The 11911-nt window shown below is 63.7% G+C and carries 13 protein-coding genes; 6 read left to right on the top strand and 7 right to left on the bottom strand.

Annotated elements, in window-relative coordinates:
* Positions 1–92: 92 nt before the first annotated feature.
* A complete protein-coding gene (locus P0D70_RS30520; protein WP_408187219.1) occupies positions 93–845 on the bottom strand; it encodes a class I SAM-dependent methyltransferase in 753 nt (250 codons plus the stop codon).
* A 169-nt stretch (positions 846–1014) separates the two neighbouring features.
* Here P0D70_RS30520 and P0D70_RS30515 point away from each other — a divergent pair, with 169 nt between their 5' ends.
* The 5 genes from P0D70_RS30515 to P0D70_RS30495 all read left to right on the top strand — a co-directional run bounded on the left by P0D70_RS30515 (position 1015) and on the right by P0D70_RS30495 (position 6438).
* Positions 1015–1827 (top strand): helix-turn-helix transcriptional regulator, encoded by an 813-nt coding sequence (locus P0D70_RS30515; RefSeq protein ID WP_091796285.1) that lies wholly within the window; start codon positions 1015–1017, stop codon positions 1825–1827.
* A 138-nt stretch (positions 1828–1965) separates the two neighbouring features.
* Positions 1966–3372, top strand: coding sequence for an argininosuccinate lyase (argH, locus tag P0D70_RS30510; protein ID WP_091796287.1), 1407 nt, complete (start codon positions 1966–1968; stop codon positions 3370–3372).
* Positions 3373–3803: 431 nt separating this feature from the next.
* Entirely contained in the window at positions 3804–4265 is a 462-nt protein-coding gene (locus P0D70_RS30505; RefSeq protein WP_408187218.1) for an energy transducer TonB family protein, read from the top strand.
* 486 nt (positions 4266–4751) lie between these two features.
* A complete protein-coding gene (locus P0D70_RS30500; protein ID WP_091796293.1) occupies positions 4752–6059 on the top strand; it encodes an MFS transporter in 1308 nt (435 codons plus the stop codon).
* 199 nt (positions 6060–6258) lie between these two features.
* Positions 6259–6438: a hypothetical protein gene (locus P0D70_RS30495; protein ID WP_091796295.1), complete on the top strand. Its 180-nt coding sequence runs from the start codon at positions 6259–6261 to the stop codon at positions 6436–6438.
* A gap of 53 nt (positions 6439–6491) precedes the next feature.
* Here P0D70_RS30495 and P0D70_RS30490 read toward each other — a convergent pair whose 3' ends face one another.
* On the bottom strand, positions 6492–6629 hold the full coding sequence (locus tag P0D70_RS30490; RefSeq protein WP_177205004.1) for a hypothetical protein: 138 nt from the start codon (positions 6627–6629) through the stop codon (positions 6492–6494).
* A gap of 536 nt (positions 6630–7165) precedes the next feature.
* Positions 7166–8170 carry a lipopolysaccharide heptosyltransferase I gene (gene waaC, locus P0D70_RS30485; protein ID WP_408187217.1) on the bottom strand — a complete coding sequence of 335 codons (1005 nt, stop codon included), beginning with the start codon at positions 8168–8170 and terminating at the stop codon, positions 7166–7168.
* 210 nt (positions 8171–8380) lie between these two features.
* On the opposite strand from waaC, the gene P0D70_RS30480 reads away from it, so the two are divergent.
* On the top strand, positions 8381–9922 hold the full coding sequence (locus tag P0D70_RS30480; protein ID WP_408187216.1) for a chloride channel protein: 1542 nt from the start codon (positions 8381–8383) through the stop codon (positions 9920–9922).
* On the opposite strand, the gene P0D70_RS30475 is transcribed toward P0D70_RS30480, so the two are convergent.
* The 4 genes from P0D70_RS30475 to minD all read right to left on the bottom strand — a co-directional run bounded on the left by P0D70_RS30475 (position 9916) and on the right by minD (position 11878).
* Positions 9916–10146 carry a hypothetical protein gene (locus tag P0D70_RS30475; RefSeq protein ID WP_408187215.1) on the bottom strand — a complete coding sequence of 77 codons (231 nt, stop codon included), beginning with the start codon at positions 10144–10146 and terminating at the stop codon, positions 9916–9918. The two genes, P0D70_RS30480 and P0D70_RS30475, sit on opposite strands and share 7 nt — an antisense overlap.
* 10 nt (positions 10147–10156) lie before the next feature.
* Positions 10157–10468, bottom strand: coding sequence for a YXWGXW repeat-containing protein (locus tag P0D70_RS30470; RefSeq protein ID WP_091796302.1), 312 nt, complete (start codon positions 10466–10468; stop codon positions 10157–10159).
* Between the two features lie 325 nt (positions 10469–10793).
* Entirely contained in the window at positions 10794–11048 is a 255-nt protein-coding gene (minE, locus tag P0D70_RS30465) for a cell division topological specificity factor MinE (RefSeq protein ID WP_091796304.1), read from the bottom strand.
* Between the two features lie 14 nt (positions 11049–11062).
* Entirely contained in the window at positions 11063–11878 is an 816-nt protein-coding gene (gene minD, locus P0D70_RS30460) for a septum site-determining protein MinD (protein ID WP_006048490.1), read from the bottom strand.
* Positions 11879–11911: the final 33 nt, after the last annotated feature.

Here is an 11911-nt window from a genome sequence, read left to right as displayed (position 1 = left end):
TCTCCCAACTGGGGGGGGCGTGGTGTTGTTCTTTGTTTTTGTGTTTAAGCAAAACCGCGGCGCCGCCTGGTTTCGGCCGCCCCCGGCTTTTTTCATTGCGCCTCGATCATCAACGCGTCGAGCTTGAACGAGCCGTCTTCCTGCACGTCGAAATATTGACGGACTTCATCCGGTGCGGACGCCCACATCGAGCGAATCGCCACCACGCGCGGCTCCGGCGTGCGCATGCGCGCCACCCACGAACTGAACTCGATATCGATGCGCCAACGTTCGCGAATCGATGCTTGAAGACCCGCCGCGGCGAATAACGCGAGCCATTCGTCGGCGCGGTAATCGCGGATATGCGAGGCATCGCGCAGCAACTCGATCGCCTGGATATGCGTGTCGAGCAGCGGATGATCGCTGCCGGCGATATCGATAAACAGCACCTTGCCGCCCGGCTTCAGCACGCGCCGCACTTCGGCGAGCGCGAGCGGCACATCGTGCCAGTGATGCGCGCTCATCCGGCTGATCACCCAGTCGAACGAATGATCGGCGAACGGCAGCACCTCGGCCGCGCCCTGCTGCGTGCGGATATTGTCGAGGCCGCGCTCTTTCGCGGCGCCCTCCACCGTCGCCAGCATTGGCGGCGCGATGTCGTACGCGACCACCGCTTTCGCGTGCGGCGCCACCGCGAAACTCGCGTGGCCCGCGCCGCAGCCCATGTCGAGCACCGTCGCATCCGGCGTCGCCGCGATCGCTTCGGCCAGCGTCCGCAGATCGGCGCCGGTGGCATGAGTCGGGCTCGTCAGATAAGCGGCGGCGGTCGAGCCGAAGGCGTCGGCGACCTGATCGTGATGCTTCATGGAAGGCTCCGGTTAGGGGTGTCGGGTAGCGCTGGCAGGCGTCGTGCCGTTCCAGCCGCTACATCGCTACAATAGAGCCCGCCGTGTACCAGTACAAGTTAAGCAATTATTCTGGTATCTCTATTACCTCCCTGCGCTTCGCCGACCCAACACCAACCGCCCGCTCAGAATGACCACGCCGTCTTCCGCCGACCACCCGCCACCGCTCGACGCCACGCCGGCCCGCGCGCTCGGCGACTTCATCCGCGCGCACCGTGAGCGGCTTTCGCCGCAAGCGGTCGGCCTGCCGCCCGGTCCGCGCCGCCGCACGCCCGGACTGCGGCGCGAGGAAGTCGCGCAACTGTGCGGCGTGAGTCCCACCTGGTACACGTGGATCGAACAGGGGCGCCCGGTTTCCGCTTCCGCCGAGGCGCTCGCGCGCATCGCGGTGGCCTTGCAACTGTCGCGCGCGGAGCGGGCCTATCTGTTCGAACTGGCCGCCCAGCGCGACCCGGCAGAGCCCGATCCGGCCGCCGCCGACGCCCCCGCCACCCTGCTGGAAACCGTGCAACTCGTGAACGCGCCCGCCTACGTGCTCGACCGTCAGTGGAATGCGCTTGCGTGGAATGCGCGCGCCGCCGACCTGTTCGTGGGCTGGCTGGACGGCGCGCACGACCGCAATCTGCTGCGCTACACGTTCACCGAACCGGCCGCGCGCGAGCTGATCGTCGATTGGGAAACGCGCGCGCGGCGGCTCGCCGCCGAATTCCGCGCCGACTCGATCCGCCATCTGAACGACGCGCCCACGCGCGGGCTGATCGACTCGCTCACTGCGGCGAGCGACGCGTTCGCGCGCTTCTGGGCCTCGCAGGACGTGGGCGGCCGCGAAGGCGGACGGCGCGAGTTCAACCATCCGCGCGAAGGCCGCATCGTGTACGACCAGATCACGTTCAAGCCGGCGCATCGGGAGGATTTGAAGCTGGTGGTGCTGGTGCGTGAGTAGGCGATGAACTGGCTTGACGCCCCGCCGGTGTTAAAATCCCTGTCTTTCTTCGCTTCGGCGACTGCTTCGCACGGTACGTGCATGCGCGCCGTCAGCCTCCTCACCGCTCGCTCAACTGCCGCTTAACTGCCCAACACCATGACGTCCCAACTGCACAAAAAAGGCGAAGCCTGGTCGGCTCGCTTCTCGGAGCCGATGTCGGAGCTCGTCAAACGCTACACGTCGTCGGTTTTCTTCGACAAGCGTCTGGCGCTCGTCGATATCGAAGGGTCGCTCGCGCACGCCTCGATGCTGGCCGCGCAGAAGATCATCGCCGCCGACGACCTCGCCGCGATCCAACGCGGCATGGCGCAGATCAAGGGTGAAATCGAGCGAGGCGAGTTCGAGTGGCAACTCGATCTGGAAGACGTGCACCTGAATATCGAAGCACGCCTGACCGCGCTGATCGGCGACGCCGGCAAGCGTCTGCACACCGGCCGCTCGCGTAACGACCAGGTCGCGACGGATATCCGCCTGTGGCTGCGCGGCGAGATCGACCGGATCGGCGGCTTGCTGACCGAATTGCGCACGGCCCTGCTCGACATGGCGGAGAAGAACGCGTCGACCATCATGCCGGGCTTCACTCACCTGCAAGTGGCGCAGCCGGTCACGTTCGGCCACCACCTGCTCGCCTACGTCGAAATGTTTTCGCGCGACGCCGAGCGCATGATCGACTGCCGCAAGCGCGTGAACCGTCTGCCGCTCGGCGCGGCGGCGCTCGCCGGCACCAGCTATCCGATCGACCGTCACGCGGTGGCGAAGACGCTGGGCTTCGACGGCATCTGCGCGAACTCGCTGGACGCGGTGTCCGACCGCGACTTCGCGATCGAATTCACGGCGGCGTCGGCGCTCGTCATGACGCACATCTCGCGCTTCTCCGAAGAACTCGTGCTGTGGATGAGCCCGCGCGTCGGCTTCATCGATCTGGCCGACCGCTTCTGCACCGGTTCGTCGATCATGCCGCAGAAGAAGAACCCGGACGTGCCCGAACTCGCGCGCGGCAAGACCGGCCGTGTGAACGGCCATCTGATCGCGCTGCTCACGCTGATGAAAGGCCAGCCGCTCGCGTACAACAAGGACAATCAGGAAGACAAGGAGCCGCTGTTCGATACCGTCGATACGGTTGCGGATACGCTGCGCATCTTCGCTGAAATGGTCGCCGGTATTTCGGTGAAGCCGCAAGCCATGCGCGACGCTGCGCTGCAAGGCTTCTCGACGGCAACCGATCTGGCCGACTATCTGGTCAAGCGCGGCCTGCCGTTCCGCGACGCGCACGAAGCGGTGGCGCTCGCCGTGCGCGTGTGCGCGGATCGCGGCTGCGACCTGGCGGATCTGACGCTCGAGGAAATGCGTAAGGAACTGCCGAACGTCGCACATCTGATCGGCGAAGACGTGTTCTCGTATCTGACGCTGGAAGGGTCGGTGGCGAGCCGCAATCATCCGGGTGGCACGGCGCCGGAGCAGGTGCTCGCAGCGGTGAAGGCGGCGCGTGAAGCGTTGAAGTAAGGGAGGCGCGCGGCATGCGGTGAGCCGGCGACATGTGCTCATTACTTGCCGCGCACCTTCTTGCGTAGGGCTTGCGGCTTGCAAACAGAAAGGCGAACTCGTTATCGGGTTCGCCTTTTGTTTTTCCGCTGCGCACAAGAAAAAGCCCGCGCGAAGCGGGCTAAATGAAAGACTTCCACCGATGCCTCTCGAAAGAGGCCATCGAAGTGTAGGCGTGTTTTCGCCGCGCACCAATCCGCTCATATTTCAGGCTATTACAGGGGCTCGGCCACGAACACCGGGCGAACGCCAATTGCTTCCTGGCGTATTTTGACTACCATCAAGTTAGACCCTGCCCCATGTTTTCTCCAACGACGATGCTCACCCGCACACGTCACCTTCGCCGCCTCACTGCACGCCGTGCTTCAGGCTTCAGCGCCTGGCAGGCGCCTATGCGCGGCATGCTGTTCGCCGCAGCGCTGGGCATCGCGCTGGCCGGCTGCACCATCACGCCGCCGCCACGCCCGGTCGTCTCGACACCCGCGGCCGCCATCAACAGCGCGACGCTGGACCAATATCGCGATGCCGTGGCCAGACGCATCATCGAACGCAATCCGTCTTATGTGCTGCGCGGCACGCCGCAAGCCATGCTGCGCTCGCTCGTCGTGGTCTCGTTCACGGTGGACCGCAACGGGCACGTAGTGCAGTCGTCGGTGTACCGCACCAATGGCGACGACGAAGCCGAGAGCACCGCGCTCGCCACCTTACGCCGCGCCGCGCCGCTGCCGCAACCGCCCGGCAAATTGCTGAACGGCCGCGGCCAGCTCGAGCTTTTCGAAGACTGGCTGTTCAACGACGACGGCAAATTCCAGCTCCGCGAACTCGCTTCGCCGCAAGCGCTAACCATCGATTGAACGCGCTTAACCTCTCGCAACGCACGCGGCCAAACCGCAGCCGCCTTGCTGCGCCGCCGCCGCGCTCGCTATAATTTTCCGATTCCCTGCGCCGGAGCCTTCCGGCACGGCTCACGCCGCCCGCTCACCCGCCGGCGCGGCAAGAGTCCGATTGCGGCCGCCGCCCGCGCCATCCGCGAGCGCCGCCTGCTTGATGCACGACGCGCGCCCCGTGATCCCACATAGTCAGTGCGTTGCGCCGCACCGGCCGCCTCGGCTTGCTGGCCGCCCACATCCCGCCTGGTTATTCCCCTGGTGTGGCCGCGTTCGCGGGCTGACTTTGCCGGTTGCCGTTGTAAGCTGTCGCTTAGTCGCCCGCACCCCACGTGGCCGCCCACCGGCCGCGCGAGGAGCAAGCGCGAACCCAAACAAAGATGCCGCCCACACGCGCACCGCCCGCTCACGCACCGGGGCGCTTCACGGCATCACGACATATGGAGACCCTGCATGTCCACTTCGCCGATTTCCGCGGCCCAGCCCAACGCGGCCGGGCAGAACAAGAGTTCGCGGATCATCTTCGCGAGCTTTATCGGCACCGCGATCGAGTTCTACGATTTCTACGTCTATGCGACCGCCGCGGCGCTCGTCATCGGACCGGTGTTTTTTCCGCACGGCTCGGCCACGGCTCAGGCCTTGTCGGCCTTCGTCACGTTCGGCATCGCGTTCGTGGCGCGGCCGATCGGCTCGTTCCTGTTCGGTCACTTCGGCGACCGCATCGGCCGTAAGTCGACGCTCGTCGCTTCGCTGCTGGTGATGGGCGTGTCCACCACGCTGATCGGCTTCGTGCCGGGTTACGACTCGATTGGCAGCCTCGCGCCGATCCTGTTGTGCATCTTGCGTTTCGGCCAGGGTATTGGCCTGGGCGGCGAATGGGGCGGCGCGGCACTGCTCGCCACCGAGAACGCCCCGGCCGGCAAACGCGGCTGGTTCGGCATGTTCCCGCAGCTCGGGCCGTCGATCGGCTTTCTGGCATCCAACGGCCTGTTCTTCGCGTTGGCGCTTTCGTTGAGCGACGAGCAGTTCCGCAGCTGGGGCTGGCGCGTGCCGTTCCTCGTGAGCGCCGTGCTGGTCGCGCTCGGCCTGTACGTGCGGCTGAAAATCGCCGAGACCCCGGCATTCCAGGCGGCGATTGAGCGCCAGGAACGCGTCAAGGTGCCGATCGCCACACTGCTGTCGCAACACTGGGTGCCGACTCTGCTCGGCGCGCTGGCGATGGTGGTCTGCTACACGCTGTTCTACAACGCCACCACGTTCTCGCTGTCGTACGGCGTCTCCGTGCTGCACATTCCGCGTCCGACGTTCCTCGGTCTGCTGTGCATAGCCGTGGTGTTCATGGCGCTCGCCACGCCGCTGTCGGCCTGGGCCGCAGACCGCTATGGACGCAAGCCGGTGCTGATCGTCGGCATCATCGCGGCGATCCTGTCGGGTTTCACGATGGCACCGCTGCTCGGCAGCGGACAGACGTCGCTCGTGCTGCTGTTCCTCGTCATCGAACTGTTCCTGATGGGCGTGACCTTCGCGCCGATGGGCGCGCTGCTGCCGGAGCTGTTCCCGACCAACGTGCGCTATACCGGCGCGGGCGTGTCGTACAACCTCGGCGGGATTCTCGGTGCGTCCGTGGCGCCGTATATCGCGCAGATGCTCGCCGCGCGCGGCGGGTTGCCATGGGTCGGCGCGTATGTGTCGATCGCCGCAGCGGTCAGCATGATCGGCGTGCTGTGCATGCGTGAAACGCGCGATACACGTTTGATGTAACGACAGGCGCCGCCTCGGCCTGCTTCTCCCCGCGATGCCGCTGCAGTGTGCGATTCTCGCGCTGCGGCGGCGGCATCCACCGCCCCCGCTTCACACCCGCCGCTTGCCGAGCATTCCTGAGTAAATTCCCTGCCTTGCGCGTCTTTTTGACTTGCCTATACTCGACTCGAATAACCCTTTGGCGAGCAGGGAGGCACACATGAACATTCATCTTCACAACGCGGATATCGTGATGATCATTGCGCTGGCGCTGCTAGGTTCATTGTTGCTTGCATTGCGCTTTCGTCCGGCGACATGGAAGGGCATTGTCGTCGAAGCGTTGGCGGCGAATGCCGCGGCTATCGCCGCGGTCGTCGCGTTCGAAATGCTGCTGGCCTGACAAGCACTGAGGGCCGCAGCGCCATGACGCGCCGCAGCCCTCAGCAGGAAACCTTATCGGTAGTAGTAGCCGCCGTGATGGTAGTAGCCACCACCACCGCCGTAGTAGCCGGGTGCGGGTGCGACGATGCAGCCACCGAGTGCCGTTGCGAGCAGCGTGCCTGCGATCAGGCTCAAGACTAAACGTTTCATTTTGTTCTCCATCGAGTCAGATTCATTCGAGCCGAAACCCCGAATGACTCGATTGGACACGACGGCGCCTCGCGCAAGCGTTGCCATTTGTAAGGGAAGATCACGAAGGTGTTACATGATCGTCGCCTGCAACACACTGCGTTCCGTGTGGGCTCCAGACGAATTCACATCAGAGGAAAACACCGCCTATACTGGTTTGAATGTGTCGGGGCGGCGCGGCCCTTGCTGGCAGCGCATACGCAATGCAAACTGCAAACGCGACCCGGCTTGCGGCGAAACGAATGCACAGCGGTAACGCCTTCGCACGACGCGCGAATTATCTGCGTAGGCAAGTAGGCACCCAACGAAAAGCGACACATTTAACAGGCGTGTAATGCGCGGCGCCTGTTGCGACGATTCCTCTCCGCCCGCTGTTCCCCGACGCGGGCGTTTTTTGGAGGCGTTACGAGGCAGCGCTTATTGGTTTGGGCACTGTACGTCACGCCTCTTTTCTTTTCGAGCAAACGATTGCGTGAGAAAGACCGCGCATGCTGCGCTCAGGCAGCGGTCGAGCCGTGTTGCACGGCCACGTCATGCGGCTCGGTATGAACGTAGTCGATCGCTTCGAGCGCGTCGCTGATGGACGGCACTGACTTGCCGTCGCCAATCGAGATGGAGCGGAACGGCGATTCGATGCCGTAATGCGCGGGCGGCGTCGCCACGAAGATCATCACCGTGCGCTTCTGCAGCGCGTGCGCAAGATGGACAAAGCCCGTGTCGGTGCCGATCACGAGGGCGCACGCGTCGATCATCTGCGCGATTTCGGTGACGCTCATTTTGGGCAGCACGGTCGCGCCCGGCAATTGCGACGCGATCTGCTCCGCTTCGAGCCGCTCGCCTTCCGAACCCCACGGCAACACCAGTTGAAAACCGCGTTGCGTCAACTCGCGGCCGATTGCCACCCAATGACTCACCGGCCACTTCTTGTCGTCTTTTGAGGTAGCGTGAAAGAACGCCGCGACCGGCGCACCGGTCGATACGAACGGCAGCTTCCCAGCCTCCGGCAAACGCAGCTTGAACACCGCCGGCCCTTCTATCTGATAGCCGAGCGCCTCACCTGCGTTGATCCGCATGCCATGCCACGCGTTGCACTTCGGACGCCGGCCAAAGCGCCCGGTATAAGCGAACGCGGCGCCGCGCTCGCCCAGGTCCGGAGCCTGATAGCCGATGCGCCGCGACGAGCGCGCCAGAAACGCGATGATCGCGCTCTTGTACACGCCCTGAATGTCGATGATGAAATCGTAGCGATACGCGCGCAATTCGGCGATGGACGCCCAGATCGATTTGAAATCGGCCCAACGGCGCGCTTTCTTGAAGCGGCGCAACGGCGCGCACAGCACGCGGTCCACGTTCTCGCTCCAGTGCACCACTTCGGCGAATGCTTCGTCGGCGGCCCAATCCACCTGAACGCCGGGAAACGCGCGTTTGATATCGGCGACGACGGGCAGAGCCTGCACGATATCGCCGAGTGAAGTGACCTTGACGATAAGGACGCGCTTCATTGAAGACCTGTGAGTTGTTCGAACATCAAGACATTTTAGCCGACGGAAGGGACAACCTTTACCGAACCGCGCAGCGGACACGTCGGTCATTAATACGGGTGGCTACGTAGGGACCATACACGCAGCCTTTTACACCATTTCAAAATACTTTCACACCGATTTATGGGCCTTGCGCGCCTTATACTGGCCCCTTTGCGCCAGCACTCGCTCATGTCCGTGCCACTTCCGCTTCGCTCGTCCAACATCGTTCGCCGCGCACGACGACTCTGGCGCCAATACGGCGTCTTCTGGCTCGGCGCGATCGCGGTCGGCCTCGTCGCCGTGCTGTACGCGAGGTTGATCGACTGGGGTTACGGTGAATTCCGCTCCCTTCAACACGAGCATGTGTGGGCGCCCCTGATCGTCACCCCCGCTGTCGGCGCGCTGGCCGTCTGGCTCACACGCAAATTTTTCCGCGGTGCCGAAGGCAGCGGCATTCCGCAGGTCATCGCCATCCTTCACTCGAAACCCGGCGAATACGGCGCGCGGCTGCTGTCGTTTCCGATTCTGTTCGGCAAGATCGCCGTGTCGTTTCTGGCGATTCTCGGCGGCTTCACGATTGGCCGCGAAGGTCCGACCGTGCAGGTCGGAGCCGCGCTGATGTTCAATCTGCGGCGGCTCTATCCGCGCTCGAATGCGTTGATCGAACGTCAACTGGTGCTGGCTGGCGCGGCAGCGGGCTTGTCCGCCGCGTTCAATACGCCGCTCGCCGGGATCGTCTTCGCGATCGAGGAATTGACACGCAGTTTCGAGGCCCGCACGAGTGGCGTGCTGATTACCGCGATCATCATCGCCGGCGTGATCGCGCTCGGGCTGAACGGCAATTACACCTATTTCGGCACCATTCAGATCGGCGCGCACTTCCCCGATCTGATGGCGCTTGCCGTGCTGCTCACGGCGGTCGTCACCGGCCTCGCGGGAGGCGCGTTCGGCTGGCTGCTGCTGAACACCGCGCGCTGGATTCCGGCGCCGCTGCGTCAGTTGCATAGTGAACGTCCCGTTACGTTCGCGGCGCTGTGCGGGTTGGTCATCGCGGTCGTCGGTCTGATGTCGGGCGGCACGACTTTCGGCAGCGGTTACGCGGAAGCGCGCGGCTTGCTCGACGGGCACACGCAGTTGTCGGTGTTCTATCCGTTCATGAAGATGATCTCGATGGTCAGCTCATACCTGCCGGGCATTCCGGGCGGCATTTTCGCGCCGTCGCTGTCGATCGGCGCGGGCTTCGGCAATCTGCTGCACGGGGTGTTCGGCTCGATGGATTTACCCATGCTGATCGCGCTCGGCATGGTCGGCTATCTGGCCGCCGTCACGCAATCGCCGATCACCTCGTTCGTGATCGTGATGGAGATGATCAACGGCCATGCGCTGGTGATCTCGCTGATGGCCACTGCGCTGATTTCGAGCCGCGTGTCGCGGGTGTTCGCGCCGCCGTTGTATGAGTCGCTGGCGGCGCGTTATATGGCGCCGCTGCCGCAGCCGGCGCCCGTATCGGTGCCGGAAGTGCCTGAAGTCGGAACGCCTGAAGTGGAAGCGACTGAAGTCAAAGCATCCGGAGCCGAAGCACCCGAAGGCGAAGCGCCCGAAGCCAATTCGCCCGAAGTCGTAGCACCCGAAGGCGAAGCACCCGAAGCCCTTGCGCCCGGCTCGAGCAACGCGGAAGTCGACGAAGACCCTCGCACCGAAGGCAAGGGCAACACCGCACCGCGTCAGTAGACAACAACACCGGGCGCGTGCACATACAACGGCCGGCCCGGCACGACGACACAGCCGGCCAGCATGACCGCCAGAACGGCTATCAGAAGCAGATTCTTTTTCATCACAAGGGTTTCCTGAAGCGCGCGGGCTGCCGCTACGCCGAGTGCGTACACGGCGCCTGCGTCGTCGAGATGGAAGGAGTGGCGCGCGGCATCTGGCGTGCCGCGACGCGCATGGTTCAAGCCCGTGGCGTTATGCCCAGTGGCCTTCGACCCAGTGGTAGTTAGGACCGTGCGCGACCCAGTGGCCCGGCACCCAGTGATAGCCGACGCGCTCGGCTTGCCAGTGGCCGCCAATCCACACATAGCGGCCATGGTCCCAGCGCCAATGGCCGCGATCCCACACATAGCCGACGCGCGGCGCCGGCGCCGCTTCGTAGCGCACCGGCGGCGGCGCGGACGGCGCGATCACGACGACTTCCGCGGCCGATGCCGAGGCCACGGAGGCCGCGCCGGCAGCGATCAACACGGTGTTGGCGAGCAGCAAACGAAAGGTCTTGTTCATGTTGTCCCTCTGTAGGTGAACACCGAAAGCGGCGTTACCGGTTTAATGCGCGAGGGGACGCAACGGCTGACTGTGGGCGTGTAACGCCACACGCTGAAGTGCAACGGATTATTTCGACGCACGGCAAACGCGCGCGCCAAAGCAGCCAACGCACTTGTATGCGAATCCAATGACCGAGGCAGCCGGAACAACGAAGAGGAACAGCGTAGCGGCGCGAGCCGGCGCGCTCGCGCGCCACCGCGCGTTACGTCATCCAGACGCAACGCAACGAAGCGCGCAGCGCGTCACATGAAACCGGCTGCGGGAAGAGACAGGCCTTGAACAATCAGGCCTGCGGTATTTCGATCTTGACCTCGAGCACTTCGAGATCGTCCTGGCGTTCGAGGCTCACGCGAATATCGTCATTGGAAATCTTCACGTACTTCGAGATTACGGCCACCAGTTCGCGTTGCAACGCAGGCAGGTAATCGGCAGGCGCATGGCCGCCGGCGCGCTCATGCGCGATGATCAACTGCAGGCGTTCCTTCGCTACCGACGCGGACTTCTTCTTCTCGCCCAGCAAAAACGAAAGAATCGACATTACGTGCGCTCCCCTTACTTGGTGCCGAAGAGGCGCTGCAGCAGCCCGGGCTTCTGGTAGTCGGTAAAGCGAAGCGATTTCTGCTCGCCGAGGAAACGCGACACGACGTCTTTATAGGCTTCGGCCACGTCGGTGCCGTCCAGGTGCACCGCCGGCAAGCCCTGGTTCGATGCGTGCAGCACCGCTTCCGATTCCGGAATCACGCCGATCAGGTCGATGCGCAGAATTTCCTGGATGTCGGTGAGCGACAGCATTTCGCCTTCGCTGACGCGCTTCGGGTTATAGCGGGTGATCAGCAGGTGTTCCTTGATCGGCTCCTTGCCTTCGATCGCGCGCTTGGTCTTCGACGACAGAATGCCGAGAATGCGGTCCGAGTCGCGCACCGACGACACTTCCGGATTCGTCACGATCAACGCTTCGTCGGCGAAATGCATGGCGAGCAGCGCGCCCGATTCGATACCGGCCGGCGAATCGCAAACAATGAATTCGAAGTCCATCGCGATCAGGTCGTTGATGACCTTCTCGACGCCTTCCATGGTCAGCGCGTCCTTGTCACGCGTCTGCGAGGCCGGCAGGATAAAGAGGTTCTCGCACTTCTTGTCCTTGATGAGCGCCTGGTTCAGGTTCGCTTCACCCTGGATCACGTTGATCAGGTCATACACCACGCGGCGTTCACAACCCATGATGAGGTCGAGGTTACGCAGGCCGACGTCGAAGTCGATCACGGCGGTTTTGCTGCCACGCAGAGCGAGGGCTGATGCAAAACTCGCGCTCGTGGTCGTCTTGCCCACGCCACCCTTGCCCGAAGTCACCACAATGATTTTTGCCATTACCCTTACCTTGTGTTCGTCAAATTCATCAAT

This window comes from Paraburkholderia sp. RL17-381-BIF-C (genome assembly GCF_046026435.1).
In the GTDB taxonomy this organism is placed as follows: Bacteria; Pseudomonadota; Gammaproteobacteria; order Burkholderiales; family Burkholderiaceae; genus Paraburkholderia.
Note: the sequence above shows the minus strand (reverse complement) of the source record. Positions and strands in the feature narration are given on the sequence as shown.